12 protein-coding genes are annotated in these 15,815 nt (G+C 47.8%); 6 read left to right on the top strand and 6 right to left on the bottom strand.

Features of this window, described 5'->3' with window-relative positions:
• Positions 1–492 precede the first annotated feature (492 nt).
• The 6 genes from rimP (at position 493) to QUA25_RS20545 (ending at position 8,118) form a co-directional block, all read left to right on the top strand.
• A complete protein-coding gene (rimP, locus tag QUA25_RS20570) occupies positions 493–960 on the top strand; it encodes a ribosome maturation factor RimP (protein ID WP_333040953.1) in 468 nt (155 codons plus the stop codon).
• A 270-nt stretch (positions 961–1,230) separates the two neighbouring features.
• Positions 1,231–2,520 (top strand): transcription termination factor NusA, encoded by a 1,290-nt coding sequence (gene nusA, locus QUA25_RS20565; RefSeq protein ID WP_333040951.1) that lies wholly within the window; start codon positions 1,231–1,233, stop codon positions 2,518–2,520.
• 94 nt (positions 2,521–2,614) lie between these two features.
• Positions 2,615–2,929: a YlxR family protein gene (locus QUA25_RS20560; RefSeq protein WP_333040950.1), complete on the top strand. Its 315-nt coding sequence runs from the start codon at positions 2,615–2,617 to the stop codon at positions 2,927–2,929.
• A 382-nt stretch (positions 2,930–3,311) separates the two neighbouring features.
• Positions 3,312–6,506: a translation initiation factor IF-2 gene (gene infB, locus QUA25_RS20555; protein ID WP_333040949.1), complete on the top strand. Its 3,195-nt coding sequence runs from the start codon at positions 3,312–3,314 to the stop codon at positions 6,504–6,506.
• A gap of 405 nt (positions 6,507–6,911) precedes the next feature.
• The gene (locus tag QUA25_RS20550; protein ID WP_333040947.1) at positions 6,912–7,658 is read left to right on the top strand and encodes a low-complexity tail membrane protein; all 747 of its coding nucleotides are present in this window, start codon (positions 6,912–6,914) and stop codon (positions 7,656–7,658) included.
• Between the two features lie 235 nt (positions 7,659–7,893).
• Positions 7,894–8,118 (top strand): hypothetical protein, encoded by a 225-nt coding sequence (locus tag QUA25_RS20545; protein WP_333040946.1) that lies wholly within the window; start codon positions 7,894–7,896, stop codon positions 8,116–8,118.
• A gap of 415 nt (positions 8,119–8,533) precedes the next feature.
• Here QUA25_RS20545 and epsE read toward each other — a convergent pair whose 3' ends face one another.
• The 6 genes from epsE to ubiE form a co-directional block, all read right to left on the bottom strand.
• Positions 8,534–9,802: an exopolysaccharide biosynthesis GT4 family glycosyltransferase EpsE gene (gene epsE, locus QUA25_RS20540; RefSeq protein WP_333040945.1), complete on the bottom strand. Its 1,269-nt coding sequence runs from the start codon at positions 9,800–9,802 to the stop codon at positions 8,534–8,536.
• 388 nt (positions 9,803–10,190) lie between these two features.
• Entirely contained in the window at positions 10,191–11,408 is a 1,218-nt protein-coding gene (locus tag QUA25_RS20535; RefSeq protein WP_333040944.1) for a DegT/DnrJ/EryC1/StrS family aminotransferase, read from the bottom strand.
• Between the two features lie 623 nt (positions 11,409–12,031).
• Positions 12,032–12,607, bottom strand: coding sequence for an alpha/beta hydrolase (locus QUA25_RS20530; protein ID WP_333040943.1), 576 nt, complete (start codon positions 12,605–12,607; stop codon positions 12,032–12,034).
• Positions 12,608–13,299: 692 nt separating this feature from the next.
• Positions 13,300–13,608, bottom strand: a complete 309-nt coding sequence (locus QUA25_RS20525; protein ID WP_242723760.1) for a DUF3493 domain-containing protein — start codon at positions 13,606–13,608, stop codon at positions 13,300–13,302.
• 169 nt (positions 13,609–13,777) lie between these two features.
• Positions 13,778–15,010 (bottom strand): DUF445 family protein, encoded by a 1,233-nt coding sequence (locus QUA25_RS20520; RefSeq protein WP_333040941.1) that lies wholly within the window; start codon positions 15,008–15,010, stop codon positions 13,778–13,780.
• 84 nt (positions 15,011–15,094) lie between these two features.
• A complete protein-coding gene (gene ubiE, locus QUA25_RS20515; protein ID WP_333040940.1) occupies positions 15,095–15,802 on the bottom strand; it encodes a bifunctional demethylmenaquinone methyltransferase/2-methoxy-6-polyprenyl-1,4-benzoquinol methylase UbiE in 708 nt (235 codons plus the stop codon).
• Between the last annotated feature and the right edge of the window lie 13 nt (positions 15,803–15,815).

Genomic DNA, 15,815 nt, shown 5'->3' with positions numbered 1-15,815 from the left:
AGGGACGATCGCACCGGCTTCGGTATCAACCAGGAATTTGCCCTCGCCCCACCCCGCTCCAAAACGGTGATCGAGTCGTCCTTATTTCCCCTGTCAGCTCTCCTCTTCTGCCCTCGGACAGTCCGCCGATGCCGATTCGGTTTGTCACCGGGCGGGCGATCGAGCTAAACTGAGAACAGAGGCCTCCCTTCGATCAGAAGAAGTCCTCAAACTTCTTGGAAGAAATTGTTTTACCTAGGAGTGGGTCAAGCCCACTTTTTTTGTTGCATTAGTCGCAGGAAAAGAGCTCGGGGCGTCTGACTTGCAAGTTGAGGACTGATTTAGTAAGGGTACCCCCCGCTTGAGATCCCCTGCTGGGATGTTGGGTAAGTCCCAAAGTTGAAGACGAAAGTCGCAGCCACCTAATCAAACCACCTCAAAGCCAAGCAATCTCAACACCAAATTTTTCCTTGCCCCTGTCCGAGTTTAGGAGTTTTAACTTAAGTATTCGATATGACTCATCCCCTAATCCCACAAATCATTGACTTAGCTACCCCCGTTGCGGAAACACTGGGATTGGAAGTAGTGGGAGCAGTGTTTCACACCAACCAAAATCCTCCCGTGTTGCGGGTAGACATCCGCAACCTCCAACAAGACACTGGTTTAGCCGACTGCGAGCGCATGAGCACAGCCCTCGATGCTGAGTTAGAGGCAGCCGACATCATACCCGATGCCTACGTGCTAGAGATTTCCAGTCCCGGAATATCCCGATTGCTCAGCAGCGATCGAGAATTTATTACCTTTAAAGGTTTCCCCGTGACAGCCAAAACCACCGAACCGGACTCGCGAATCAAAGAGTGGAAAGGACTACTCCTGGGCCGGGATGAAACAGCGGTTTATCTCAATCAAAAAGGGCGACAGGTTAAAATTCCCCGCCCTCAGATTGTCAAAGTTGAACTAGACGAAGGAAAGGAGATGTAAAGGGAAATTTTGAGTTTTGAGTTTTGAGTTTTGAGTTTTGCGATTGCCTCGCAGCAAGCTGAAAACGCTTGGCTGCGAGTTAATTTTTAACAATCACATCTGTAGCAGCGGGTTGAAGAGGAACAACAAATAAATTGTTACTGCACCTAGCTTCCCTAATCCTATCCAGTAACTCATCACTCCTCTGTCATCACTTTTTCTTGAAAATTTCCAAGTACCAATTACCGATTACCAGTTACTTATTACCACAGCAAAAAAGGAGAGTTTTATATGTCAATGGTTCCCCTGCCCGGACTAAAAGAAATGGTCGAAGGTATTAGCAAAGAACGCAATTTACCCAAACACGCCGTCCAAGCAGCCTTGCGAGAAGCCCTGCTCAAAGGATACGAACGCTACCGCCGTACACAAAAACTCGATCACTTCAGCGAAGAATACTTCGACAACTTTGATGTAGAACTCGACGCAGAACAAGAAGGTTTCCGCGTTTTAGCCAACAAAACTATTGTCGAAGAAGTCATCAATCCCGATCACGAAATCTCACTTACGGAAGTGCAAGAAGTAGCCACGGAAGCTCAGCCTGGGAGCATCGTACTCGTAGACGTAACACCAAATCAAAAAGAATTTGGTCGCATGGCCGCCATCCAGACCAAACAAGTTCTCGCTCAAAAACTGCGCGACCAACAGCGCAAAATGATTCAAGAAGAGTTTAAAGATTTAGAAGAAACTGTTCTTCAAGCAAGGGTGCTCAGGTTTGAGAGGCAGTCGGTAATTTTAGCAGTTACCAGCAGTTTCGGTCAGCCAGAAGTAGATGCCGAACTCCCGAAGCGCGAACAGTTGCCCAACGACAATTATCGGGCCAACGCTACATTCAAGGTTTATCTCAAAAAAGTAGGCGAAGGCTCTACTAGAGGGCCACAGTTACTTGTTTCTAGAGCCGACGCAGGTTTGGTGGTTTACCTGTTTGCTAACGAAGTACCAGAAATAGAAGACGGGGTGGTGAGGATTGTCGCCGTAGCTAGGGAGGCAAATCCGCCCTCCCGGCACGTCGGCCCCCGGACTAAAATAGCAGTTGATACTCTCGATCGCGACGTAGACCCGGTAGGAGCCTGCATCGGAGCGCGGGGATCGCGGATTCAGGTAGTAGTCAACGAATTGCGCGGCGAAAAAATCGACGTGATCCGCTGGTCTCCAGACCCAGCAACTTATATTGCTAACGCTCTGAGTCCCGCTAGAGTAGATGAAGTGCGTTTGGTTGCTCCAGAAGGCAGGAGAGCTCACATTTTGGTCGCTGAAGACCAACTGAGTCTTGCCATTGGCAAAGAAGGTCAGAATGTCCGCCTCGCAGCTCGCCTGACAGGTTGGAAAATCGATATCAAAGATATTGCTAAGTACGATCGCGCCGCCGAAGACAGCAAATTGGCCGCAGAAGCAACTAGGCTCGAAGAACTAGCAGGCGACTACGACGCAGACGAAGCGGGCGACTACGACAGCGACGAGGAAACCGCAGAATTTGAGGAAGAGGAGGCAGCCACCACCGAGGAAACCGAAGCCGCAGTCTAAAAACTGTGACATTTACAAGATTTTCTCTCTTGGGGAGACTAGGAGGACTTGTCCCCTACTCCCCCCTCTCCCCCTACTTCCCCTCTCACAAGAAATGAAACCGAACTACCGGTGCTGTGCAAGTTGTCGAAAAATAGCTCCTAAGGAAGCTTTTTGGCGAGTAGTCAGGCTCTATCCTTCTCATCAGGTACAATTAGATCGTGGCATGGGCCGTTCTGCTTACCTTTGTCGGGAAGCAGAATGCCTCAAAGCAGCTCAGAAAAAAAATCGACTTGGGCGATCGCTCAAAGCGCCTGTGTCTGACGAACTGTACCAAACACTTTGGCAGCGTTTAGCCACATCTGACTGTACATCTTACTCTGGCTCACCCGGACGAAAAACCGACAATAGTTCGGCATCGACTGTATAAACCCTCTTGGCAGCCCTACCAGTAATTACCGGTAGCGCCAGCTATAAAACCCCAATCCGATCTGCCCACCAGTCTGGAAAGATTTGTGTCAGATTAGATAAGGGTAGGGTACTAGCAGAGGTATCCTCAAGGTGGAAAGGCAAACTTTGAAGCTTGAGAGAGTGGGTTTTGCCAAAACTCAGACTTCGGAGTTCCAAGTTCCCAAACAGACTTGAGAATTCTTCAACCGCAGACTTCAGCGAGTTGCATCTTTTAGATAAAATTGCTGAGCGAGTACCAAAACCCCGATTCCTGACACTGAATCAATCACAGCGAATGATGTCGTCATTAGAACAAAAAATCACAATGTAAAAACTGGTTGGCACAAAAGAGGGCAGAGTGGATGAACAACGGCAAAGTAAGAATTTACGAATTATCACGGGAACTAAATTTGGATAATAAAGACATCTTGGCAGTATGCGAGCGGCTCAATATTTCAGTCAAGAGCCACAGCAGCACAATTACAGAATCCGAAGCAGAGCGCATTCGCAAAACGGCGGAAAAATACGTAGCCAGTAGCCACTCTTCCCCCGGCAAGCCAGCTCCACCCGAAAGAGCAGCAGCGCCATCTAGAGAATCTGGCCCTCACCCTAACGACCAACAAAAAAAGCAGCAAATTTTAGAAATACGCAGTCCAAAAGTACGACCGGCTGGTGCAAACTCCCAGCCTGCAGGCAACGAGGAGAACAAAAATCAGCCGGCGGCAACCGTGGCAACTCCTCCCAAGTCGCCTGCAGCTCAACAACTCCAGCCTCCAGCTAAACCGAATATCAATCGACCTGTACTGTCGAAGCCAAATGTCGCAGTCTCGGCGGCTCCGTCAGAAATAGTGTCGGAAACAGTCTCGGAAACAGTCTCGGAAAATGTAGGTGCGATCGCCCCGGAAACAACCGCCCAGGCTCAGGCACCTGCGGCACCTCAACCGCCGTCGGAAAAGGCTCCCGAACGCACCAAGCAACCGCCGATCGCCCCCCCTGCGCCGTCGGCCAAACTCACGTCGCCGCCAGTCAGAGGGGCATCAGAGTCGGCTAGCCGTACCCCACAAAATCTGGGGAATAAGCCGGTACTCAAACTTGCAAAAACCGAGCAAGAGCAATCAGAACAGTCAGAAACTCTGGAAGCGCCGGCTAAACCGAGCCGGCCCAGCAGACCGACACCGGGAGCTCCTACCGAATCTCGCGACGCGCAAAGACCGCGCCGGGAAGGCGCTGGTGGCCCAGTAAAAACTCCACTGGCCGCTCGACCCCAGCCCGGTGGCCCGCGCCGGAGCCTTGCCCCCGCAACGTCAGCTACCGGGCTGCGTAGCCGCGGCGGTGACACCGGAGCCCTAGGGGATGACACGGATGACAATGAAGAAGATAATACGCCGTTGCTGGAGATTCCTCTCCTCGAAAGGCCCTCCCTCCCTCGTCCTGCCAAAAAGACATCGGTCATTTGGGAAGAAGATGATGACGAAAACTCAGATGCTGCAAAAGCTGCTAAGGCTGTTAAGGCAAAACGTTCTCGCCTCAAACCCATAGACGAGGATGACGATGACTTAGAAAACGGCTTGGATATGCCAGCACCGGTCACGGTCAGCCTGTCCCTAGCCCGCCCAGCTAAAGCGAAGTCACAAGCAGCACCCAAGTCAACACCAACTCCGGGCGCACCCGGAAGCAGTGGAAAAAATAAAAGACCGGGCCCTTCTCACGATAAAAGTTCTTCTTCTGGTTCTAGTGGGGGACGCGGCAACCGGGGCAAAACAGCCGAAGCTAAGGTAGAACGTCCAGAAAAGCTGCTGCTGAGCAGGCCGATGACCGTTCAGGAACTAGCAATTACTTTGGCAGTTCCCGAAACCGAAATTATTAAGCGGCTGTTCTCTAAAGGTATTGCGGTCAACATTACCGAAACCTTGGACATTTCAGCGGTGAGAATGGTAGCCGAAGAAATGGGCGTAGAGGTGGAAACCCCAGAAAAAGTAGCCCCAGCTATCAAAGTGATCGAGATGCTGGACGAAGCGGATTTGGAATACCTCGAACGCCGTCCCCCAGTGGTAACGATTATGGGACACGTGGATCACGGCAAAACTACCTTGCTCGACTCGATCCGCAAAACCAAGGTGGCTCAGGGAGAAGCTGGGGGCATTACCCAGCACATCGGTGCTTACCACGTGGATGTGGTACACGAAGGCAAGAGCCAGCAGGTGGTATTTTTGGATACGCCCGGTCACGAAGCCTTTACAGCGATGCGGGCTCGGGGAACACGGGTTACGGACATCGCCATCTTGGTGGTGGCGGCGGACGACGGCGTGCGACCCCAGACAATTGAAGCGATCAGCCACGCGAAAGCGGCGAAAGTGCCAATTGTCGTGGCTATCAATAAAGTTGACAAGGAGGGTGCTCAGCCGGAACGGGTGAAGCAAGAGCTTACTGAGTACGGCTTGGTGGCAGATGACTGGGGCGGCGATATCACGATGGTTCCAGTTAGCGCGATCCGAGGCGAAAACCTGGATACGCTGTTGGAAATGATTCTGACAGTGGCGGAAATGGAAGACCTCAACGCCAACCCGCACCGACCGGCTAAGGGTACTGTGATTGAAGCTCACCTCGACAAGGCAAGGGGGCCTGTGGCAACTCTGCTGGTCCAGAACGGCACTCTGCGAGTGGGCGATATTGTGGTCGCAGGCTCGGCTTTGGGCAAGGTGCGGGCAATGATCGATGACCGGGGCGAACGCGTAGAGCAAGCAACTCCATCCTTCGCGGTGGAAGTGCTAGGGCTGCGGGAAGTTCCTCGCGCTGGAGACGAGTTTGATGTCTTCGCAAACGAAAAAGAAGCTGCGGCGATCGCCTCTGGAAGAGCTACCTCCCGACGAGATTCACGCCTGCTGCAAGGCGGCCGGATCAGCCTCAGCGGCTTCTCTCAACAAGCTAAGGAAGGCGTTCTCAAGGAACTCAACTTGATCTTGAAGGCAGATGTCCAAGGCTCCCTCGAAGCAATTGTCGGCGCTCTGACTCAACTTCCTCAAAAAGAAGTTCAACTCCGACTGCTGCTATCTGCTCCTGGGGAAATTACAGAAACGGATATTGACCTCGCAGCAGCCAGTAATGCTGTAATTATCGGGTTCAATACTACTCTGGCCACCGACGCTCGCCTCGCGGCTGACCAAGCGGGGGTAGACGTGCGGGAATACAGCATCATCTACAACCTCTTGGATGACATTCAAGGGGCGATGGAAGGTCTGCTGGAACCCGAACTGGTCGAAGAACCTTTGGGTCAAGTCGAAGTGCGCGCTGTCTTCGCGATCGGTCGCGGGGCTGTGGCTGGATGTATGGTACTCTCTGGCAAAGTCATCCGTAACTGTAAGGTGCGGGTGCGCCGGGGTAACAATGTCGTTTACGAAGGTGTCCTCGACTCCCTAAAACGGATGAAGGAAGATGCCAAGGAAGTCAATGCTGGCTTTGAATGCGGCATTTCCTTGAGCGGCTTTAGCGACTGGGCGGATGGCGATATTATCGAAGCCTACCGGATGGTTACTAAACGCCGGACTCTCTCTCAATAGTTTTGAGTTATGAGTGTTGAGGGGGAAGAGAATTTTTGAGCGATCGCAACCAAATTGCCGATCGCTCGCAACTCTTCTCTTCACTCAATACTCCCAAACTCATCACTCGCAACTTTTGTTTTTAACTTATAGCAGAAGGAAGAAGGTTTTAGTTATCGAGGAGAGAAGGAAGAAGTAATAAAAGCAAAGATGTCCGCAATTAACAACGTCCTCATCGTCTTGGCTGTTGCTAAAAATTCAAAATTTAAAACTCCAATAAAACTTACGCACAGCAATCGAGTTTCCTCCCAAAATGCTTGGTGTTAGCGCTAGATATGTAGTCTTCGCACCGGGTTTATTGGTTAAGAGTGCGTCCTAGACTATCAAAACTCAAAATTAAAAACTCATAACTCATAATTATTGAAAGTGCGTTCTTTTTGGTCAGATCCTTTTTTGTGGATTCACCTTTCTGGGGTGGCTACACTGCCGATTTTCCTGGGACTGTGCTTGCTGGGACTCGCAGTGGGTTCTCCCCTGCTCCCTGTCTGGTTAGAAATATTTTTAGTGGCTGTAGCAGGTATTATTCCTGTGCTGTGGATGCAGTGGTTCCGCCCTTTTTACATTTTTAGTATTTTAGTGGTGGCGGTAAAACCGCAGAATTTAACTTCTGTGCAGCAGCGGATTCTGACTCGGTTTAAAACTAAGTTAAATCAAGGACTCGCTCTTTTTGTCGCTGTTTTGCTGGCAGTAATTTTGTGGCAGCTTTACCGATGGGCCCCCCTGGCGGCTTCGGTGGCTCCCTTTCCTCCTTCCTGGCGGTGGGCTGGATTGTTGTTGGCAGCTTCTGCTTTTTTATCTAGCAATTTGTTTTTCCAGGTGTCTGCTAGTGTCATGGCGGTTTTGCTGACGCCGGAATCAGAATTTGCCGCGACAAAGCCTCATGTTTTAGAAAAAATTCGGCAGGATTTTACGATCGCGCCTTGGCAAGTCGATCGACTTTTGCCGGCTTTGGCAGCCGAGACAACTGCCACTGTGGCTGCACCCGTAGAGTCAATTGGGCCAGCATCCGCCATAGGGAATTCGTCAGTCGGCAGTCTTGTCAACCCACAACCTGCTGACAGCAACGGCCTTAAATCTCTACCCGAACAGTCGAGCGAAAAAAAGTTAAATTAAAAATTAAGAGGGGGACAATTGTAGTTTAAGCTACTTTAATTTGTACAGATGTATGCTGTGAAAAAAATAGGTAAGGCCCCTCTTCGGATAGAGATTATTAATAGTCTTAATATTTAATTTTTAATCGCAGGTTGTGGATATTTTATATTGGCTATCTGGAGAGAAGAATCTATAATAGAGAGTGTCAAGGTCAGCTTTCAATCCTTACAGGGGATTAAAACAGAGGTATAACAATATGGCGAATTATCTACCGCTCGCGCAAGAACCTCAAGCCGCCGAGCCGATTGAGCTGTGCGAAGATTCTGAAATCTGGGGCAGTCTCAAATCAGCGATCGGCGCAAGTTCAGGATTTCAACGCTGGCAGCTAGAACTCAATTTTGAGCGTCAGCAGCAAAATGCCACCATCGATCAGCAGGTTCGTTCCTATCTGCGGGAAACTTTAGAAACTTTGGCTTATTGAGAGCAGCCAAGCCAAATGCTGTAACCGATAGTACCTTCCCATCGCCCCATGTTTAAAACCAACTTGAAACACGGCGTTAATTTCACGATTTTTCAGAACAAAGGGCGTTTTAGAATGAATCATAGATATCCTAGCTCCTTCTATTCAGGAGCTAGGACGTTATCGATACCTACTCAAAAAAATCACCGTGTTCCATCTTAAAAAAATGAGCTGAGTTCCTTAAGGGGGCGACAACGCCTATCTTACCTTGATAGTAAAAGCATTGAATCCCCTGAACCTCAACAAAGATAGCGGATTCTAGACAGGCTTATTGACTCATAAGATCGTCCGAGATAGGCTTGAACCTGATTCTCTACGATCGCCACTCTCTTTTATTGACTCATGCCCGCACAGATATTTTCGCTTGACCATTTACTCAAAACCTTGACGCAGCAATGCTTTCAACCTGCTTTTCACCCCGTGAAGTGAGTTCCTCCAAGGATTGAAGTAATATCTGAGCACTACGCCGATGGTGGAATTTAGCAGCAATCTTCTGTCGTGATTTTTGAATCAGGCTCAATGTTAATTCTTTGTCCTTTAGCAATTTTGCTATGGCCTCTGCCATTTTTTCGGGATTTTCCGGCGGGACTAGCATACCGTCAACACCGTTATCTATCAGTTCCGCCATTCCACCCACCTGCGTCACTACTACAGGAGTTTGCATAGCCATTGCTTCCATAACAGCTACAGAAATTCCCTCTTTCAAGCTGGGTAAAACAAAAATATCAGCCTCTTGATAACCTTGGCGATTTCGTTCTTCTGAGACAGAACCAAGCAGCTCAACATAATCAGACATTGATTGCTCTTGAATAAATTTCTCGAGTTCTTTACGGTAGCCATTACCCGAGTTTGCATCTTCCCCAGCAATCTGCAAGCGGACATCAAACCCTTGTTGTCGAAGCAACTTAATTGACTCAATCAGGTACTTTTGTCCTTTGGCTATATTGAGACGGCCACAAGTGTAAATTAGGCATTGACTGCCTTCCTGCCAAGGAGTATAGGGAGTTTCACGCTTAATTTCATCGAGATTTACACCGACTGGTGACACCCTCACATCCTTTGGCAAGAAGCCTGCCAGGTCATTTTTAACCGAGTTGAGGAGTTGTTCAGACATTACAGAAGCAAAAGCAGAATATTTCCATTTTTGTTCTTGATTGGGCCCAAAATCTTCTAACTGACCGAGAAGAGCCAGACTATAAGTTATGTCCGAAAGTATGGAGGCAAATAGGGCAATATTAGCAGCATTGCTACAGGAATGAACGTGGACGTGAGACCAGCCCTGGGTTCGGGCAAGCCAAGCTAGCTTAGCCCCCATAACAACCAATACCAAATAGTAAAGTCTTTGAGAAAAGGATATATTTTTAGTATTAGCAATTACACTGAGACAGCGCCACCAGGCAATCGGGCCAGCTTTGATGAGCTCTATGGGAACATTCACAAAATCTTTGATCTCAAATGGTATCAAATAATCAGTCATACTTTGCGCTTTCTCAGCCCAAGTATGTACAACTTGAGTGGGCGGACGGCGGGTTGATATCATGTGAGGTTCCATACCAAGATCGAGCATTGCTTGATATTCTCGCCATATCCAAGTATGAGTTTGTCCGGGAAATTCAGGGATAAAGTAGCCAATCTGTTTATTCATTATTGATTATTTTCCTTAGCAACTTGACAAATTGAAATATGCTAAACCATCAGTTATTTGTTCCTGAGCAAAGATGATTTTTAGCTGGCTGAACCCACGCCCTGCCATTTTTTTGGGAGAGGTAGTCCGTGATTTCAATAACTAGCTATACAAAATCTAGGTTCACAGGATTTGGACTCACATTCGGCACCCCAAAGAGTTCATGTCTCAGAATTTTTAAGAGCTACAAATATAGTTTTGGGGATACCCAAAAGTCTAGATGTAGGAACAAAAGACTCCAACCCCACTACATTGAAAGGGTGTAGAATTTTAGGTTACTGAATGTGAGCAGTTCTTCAATAGATGGTGACTAGCCGGAGAGGTTTCACATTGTTGTCTAGCTAATAGTCTAGGTGGCTTGGCCGGCTGTCAATTCTAATTGAGTCCGATCTTTGCCGATCGCCAAACATTTTTTAACAGCAGCAATTACATCTTCCACATCTGCATCTGTTAGTTTGGCCGAAATCGGCAAGCTAATTGTATGCAGTCCGATGTAGCTAGCATTCGGATAGTCTTCCGGCTGCCATCCAAACATTTGTTGATAGATAGGATGTTCCGGCATACTCATGTAATGTACGCCGACACCGATATTTTCAGCATTTATAGCGTTGAGAAACTCGTCGCGGCTGATTCCTGCTTTGGCTTCATCTACCAGAATGGTGTAGAGGTGATAAGCATGAATTGTATCCGGTTCGGGACTGGCGGGCAAAGTAATCGGCAGATCCGCAAATGCTTCGTTGTAGCGCTGCCAAATCTGCTCCCGCCGCTGCCAATAAGGAGCAACTCGTTTCATTTGATGAATGCCGATCGCAGCTTGCAAATCCATCATATTGTATTTAAAACCGACCTCCACCACTTGGTAGTGCTTGTAACCCGAGTCTCCGAAGCGCTTCCAAGCATCTTTGCTCATACCGTGCAGCGCTAAAATTTTGAGCCTGTCGGCGTCTTCTTGACGGCCGGCCAGAATCATTCCTCCTTCGCCCGTCGTAATGTTTTTGGTAACATAAAAGCTGAAGCATCCGAAGTCGCCAAATGTGCCTGCTTTCCGCCCCTTGTACTCTGTTTCGATCGCGTGAGCGCAGTCTTCAATTAACTTCAAGTTGTGACGGCGAGCAATCTCGCAAAGCGCATCCATGTCACAGGGACGGCCTGCAAAATGAACCGGCAAAATTGCTTTTGTTTTTGGAGTTATTTTAGCTTCTACTTGAGCCGGGTCAATATTCATTGTCACCGGATCTACATCCGCCAGTACCGGTGTTGCCCCGGCGTGGATGATCGCATTAACTGTAGCGCAAAAAGTCATCGGAGTAGTAATGACTTCATCCCCCGGTTCTAACGAAGCAGCGAGGATGCTCAAGTGCAGTGCCGCCGTACAGGAATTGACTGAAATCGCGTACTGGGAACCCTTGTAAGCTTTGAAGTCATTTTCAAAACTCATGACTTTAGGGCCTGTACCTAACCAACCTGTTTTCATGGTTGACACCACTTCTTGAATTTCAGCATCTTCGATCGCCGGAGCGCCGAAAACCAAAAAACGGTCTTTTGAACGAATAGGATTGTTGTTCATTTTTCTAGTGTTACCCAGTAAATAGAGTCGAGCGAGTGAAAGTGTAGACCCCTAAAAAGTAAGATTTTATTGGGATTGGAGGTGCTGTTAATTAATCCACTCTCTCACCTTTTTTTAGTCAAGAGTTTTGGGGATGCCTTGCGCAATGGCATTTGTTATAGCACGAGCTTACTAATGACCAGCCGTTTTTCCGCAAGCGCCTGATTCTGACAGCGTTTCTCTATATTAATATAGATAATCTCCCATGTCCACCCGATCGGATTTCATTTTATGGGCGATACACAAGCTCTTGCGTGCATTTTGTGTTTTAAATACTTTATTCAAAAAAAACAAGACTACTTCGGGATATTTTTTTTGTCAACTGTCGAAAATCTATCCCCATATAGATTTTACAGCGAAGTTATCTAATTTTTGATTTTTGATTTTTGATTTTTGATTTTTGCATTAGGAATGACTGATTTCCGTCTGGTTTGAAGCTTGCCTGGAGTTAGATTGTGTTTTTAACTCGTGTCAAAATTAGGCAAATTTTGCACAAAAAAAAGTAACTTCCCTGTAATTGATGCAGGTTCAGCAATATTCTGCGATCGCTCGAAGCAATCAACCGTCCTTGACCAAATCCACTACTACAATCTAGGCAGACGAATCTTGTTCAAAATGTCTTGCAGCCGTTCTGAAACGCCGCCCAATTGTTCTGACAAAGCTACAAGTTTGCCGTAAGCTTCAACTAAACGATCGCCCTCAACGTAAACTTCTGGAGTAGGATAATTCTTCATAGCTTCCAGCAGTGTAATCTCGTTATCATTAGTGGCCGATAGCACCAAAGCCTCGCGCAAAGCTTCTCGATTTGCATCCCCAGAAGGAGTGCGAATTACCTGACCCACTTCATCGAGAATTATTTCCCCAACCTTACTGTTAAGCGTGCGATCCAAAAAGCTTTGACTGACTTTCACCGGTCTCATCAGACTGTTGCGAACCGCTTCCGGGTCTTTTTTTGCCTTTCCCAGCAGCATTTCTAACGCGGGGGACATTTGCCCAGTTTCTGCAAAAATTTCTAATTCGCTGACAGGTAAAGTCATTCGGATCGCACTGTATTTGAGCACTACCTTTTCGGCAGCCGCCGCAGCATTGCTGTAAAAGACAATTCCCGCGCCTGCTGCTAAAAATAATGTCCACCGCCCTTTGAAAAAGGATCGACCCATAGTAAAATCTCCCAACATCTTTTTCTACTTCGACTTTGACACATTTCATTACTTACTGCACAGGCTAAGGTCTTCGGGAAATACCAAATTATTTGATCGCCCCCGCACTTATACCATTTTAGATTTTAGATTTTAGAATTGCGAATGAGTGATGACGATCGTGGTTTCGATCACAAGTCTACAGTTGGATGATTTTTGGGAACTGGTATTACCTATATCGGATGCTAGGCAAAAAACTCGGTTCAAGGCACTTGTAGCGGCCTCTCTGTACGCGGTACACACCCTACTGATAACACTCAATCATTCAGTTTTGCGACCACGATTCAACAGTCAACAGTCAATACTCAACAGTCAACTGTCAAGCATCACCGACGGTGCAACCGAAATTGATATGATTCTCTCTCCCAAGCTCCCGATCCTAGCAAAATGCCGAACGCCAGCTATTCTATCAGTGAAGGCTGGCGCTGGGCTTAAATTTATTTAATATATTTAGGGTCTTTATGAAAGCTGACCCCAATTGAACGAATTACAAGCGGTTTATGATTAGGGCCTTTAAATTTGCTGACCCCAATTGAAGCCACACTATTATAATTACAGGGATCGCTGGCAAACCACGATTTCATAATAATTTCTTTATATTTCTAACTTTTCCTTGCCTCAGATAGATTTTTGTCTCCATTTGTAAACTTTTGTTACTTCGACTTCGGGGATCGGCCCTCGGCGCGCTGCTCCCAGCGAAACAGGAACACCATCAGGGCCACAACTCCGACTTGGAGGGCAAAATTAGGCAAAGCAGAGCCAATTTCCCGGCCAGAGGCAATTTTAGCGAGGAAAACCAAGCCGCCGATAAAGCCCGAAGCGCCACAAGCTATGTAAACAAACTGTCGCAGAGGCCGGTAGGGAGTGGCCATTTCTGCGGTTAAACGCTCGTATTGTTGGCGGCTGAGGTTGCGCGGGTTTTTGGGGATGTTTGTGCGATCGTCCGAATTGGGGGCTGGCATAGATTTAGGAAATAGGTAAATTAGGATTGGGCCACAAAAACCCGGTTTCTACCAAAAACCTTCTGGCTTAGGTGGCAACTACTGCCGAAAAACCTGGTTTTTGGTACTGGGTGCGCCAGAGAGAGCGAATATTAGACTACAACAAATATCTCACAACTGCCGAAATAAATCACCGTTGAATCCAAACCACAACTGTCTGCAAACAGCCGACAAAAACACCCAAAATCCCTCCTAAATTTACAATTCCCTGCAACTCGCTTTGGACAATTCCCTGAATAGCTAACTCCAACTCTTCAGGAGAAGTACCTTTTACTCGATCGACAATCACCTGGTCAATATTCAAAATCGGGATAGCCTGAGCTACAATATTTTCTAAATCCCGCTCTAAATAGCGCTCTAAAACCAAAGCCAGTTCTTGGCTGACAATTCCGAGGGAAGCGCTCATCACCGCTGAAGTTTGCAATCGATTGAGAAGCAACCGCGAAATATTTTCCCAATCAATAGATTTGCTCAACCCCTCAAGTACCTCTGTACCCCGCTGCTGAACGTAGCTGCGAACGCTGTCGCGCATAGTTTTTCGCAACTGTCTCACAGTCGAAACCGGTAAATTTTGCATCGACAAATTTTGCAGCCATTCCTGAATTCGCCCGCGAATCCCCAAAGAAATAGTTAACTCTGCTAAGCGCTGATTTGTCGCTTCTCTGTCATCAAGACAAAAAGTCCGCAGCCGAGTTAAAGTATTCCGCAAACCAAACAAATTTGCTACTACCCAATAAGTGCCGCTGGTTTTTTCTCGAAACCCTTCATCGATGATCGAAATATTGCGATCCGTCAAAAAGTCAATTAAAGCCTGCCTCAGCACTTCCGGGGGTATTACTACCTGCAACAACCACTCAGCAAGCTGAGCCGCCTGAGCTTCCGTTAGCTGAATCTCCAGCAAAACTTGATCGAAAATTTGATTAAGCTGAGCTTCTAAAAAATCTTCCCGGCGCGCCAAAACTTTGAGAATTCGCGGCATAGATTCCCCCAGCAAATCTCGCAGAATGTTTGCGAGAATTTTAGCGGTTTTTTGCTCGGCGTCAGCTTTTACCTGATCCAGCGCCAACTGCAACAGCCAGAGAATTATCGACTGCATCCGCTCGGTTTGCAGGAGGCGGCGCGCCAAGTTTTGCAGTTCCTCCGGCGTCAGCAGGGAACCCATAATTGTGTCGGAAATTCGCTTTGCTAAACGCTCTTGGTTGCGGGGGATCAAACCGGGAGTGAAAGGCAACTGCCGCCCTTTGATGTAAATAGCTCGATAGGGGCGGAACAGCATTTTGATAGCTATATCGTTAGTGAAATAGCCAATAATTCCTCCCACTACAGGTGGGGCCAACAACAGCCAAATTTCAGACGCATTCATAGAGGATTAAAATAGGGTAAGGTGCACAGGGCTCGGTGCACCCTATAGTTAGATAGCTGATCTAGACTGCAAGCATTTTTTATTTTAAATTGCTTTGCCCAGTACCAATACTCCCATCATAGCTCCGGCAATGGGGTAGTGGGTGGCGGAGGCAAATCCGGCTTGGCGGGCGATCGCGACTTGCTGCTGGCCGATCGGGAATTTTTCTAAACTAGGATTAATGTAAGCATATTCTTGAGTCATGCCAAATTGCTGAGCAATGGGCACTACGAGAGTGTCTAGATAAAACTGCTGAAAGCTCCGCATTAGGGAATTGCTGGGGCGGTGGAGGTCGAGAATAGCTGCTTTGGCACCGGGTTTGAGTACGCGGTGCAATTCCTGAAGACTGCGGGGGATGTCAGTCACGTTACGCAGGCCGTAACCCATTGTGGCGCAGTCGAAGTAATTGTCAGCAAAAGGCAAGTCTAGGGCGTCAGCTTCTACCCAGGAGATGGGACTTATAGGGGTGAGAAAAGGTCGATCGCGCCTCGCAGCCACGGCTAATTGTTCGGCGGAAAAATCTACTCCAAATACGCAACCGGTCGGCCCTGCTTGTTTAGCCAGCAGCAAAGCTAGATCCCCGCTACCGCAGCACAAGTCTAAACAAGTATTTCCGGGGCCGGCACTGCTCCATTTCACCGCCATTTGCTTCCAAATCCGGTGTTGCCCAAAGCTCAACCAGTCGTTCAATTGGTTGTAAACTGGTGCAATTCGATTAAATATAGTTTTAATTTGTTCGGCGTTATTAGTCATCGGTCATTTGTCA

Source organism: Microcoleus sp. Pol17C6, assembly GCF_036701145.1.
Lineage (GTDB): Bacteria > Cyanobacteriota > Cyanobacteriia > Cyanobacteriales > Microcoleaceae > Microcoleus.
This window is presented reverse-complemented; position numbering and strand designations above follow the sequence as displayed.

Bases quoted from the DNA above. Each gene is read 5' to 3' on its own strand.
- QUA25_RS20525 (WP_242723760.1), bottom strand. From the start codon at position 13,608: ATGCCAGCCCCCAATTCGGACGATCGCACAAACATCCCCAAAAACCCG.
- QUA25_RS20520 (WP_333040941.1), bottom strand. From the start codon at position 15,010: ATGAATGCGTCTGAAATTTGGCTGTTGTTGGCCCCACCTGTAGTGGGA.
- ubiE (WP_333040940.1), bottom strand. From the start codon at position 15,802: ATGACTAATAACGCCGAACAAATTAAAACTATATTTAATCGAATTGCA.
- QUA25_RS20530 (WP_333040943.1), bottom strand. From the start codon at position 12,607: ATGGGTCGATCCTTTTTCAAAGGGCGGTGGACATTATTTTTAGCAGCA.
- epsE (WP_333040945.1), bottom strand. From the start codon at position 9,802: ATGAATAAACAGATTGGCTACTTTATCCCTGAATTTCCCGGACAAACT.
- QUA25_RS20535 (WP_333040944.1), bottom strand. From the start codon at position 11,408: ATGAACAACAATCCTATTCGTTCAAAAGACCGTTTTTTGGTTTTCGGC.
- QUA25_RS20560 (WP_333040950.1), top strand. From the start codon at position 2,615: ATGAAACCGAACTACCGGTGCTGTGCAAGTTGTCGAAAAATAGCTCCT.
- QUA25_RS20545 (WP_333040946.1), top strand. From the start codon at position 7,894: ATGGCGAATTATCTACCGCTCGCGCAAGAACCTCAAGCCGCCGAGCCG.
- nusA (WP_333040951.1), top strand. From the start codon at position 1,231: ATGTCAATGGTTCCCCTGCCCGGACTAAAAGAAATGGTCGAAGGTATT.
- rimP (WP_333040953.1), top strand. From the start codon at position 493: ATGACTCATCCCCTAATCCCACAAATCATTGACTTAGCTACCCCCGTT.
- infB (WP_333040949.1), top strand. From the start codon at position 3,312: ATGAACAACGGCAAAGTAAGAATTTACGAATTATCACGGGAACTAAAT.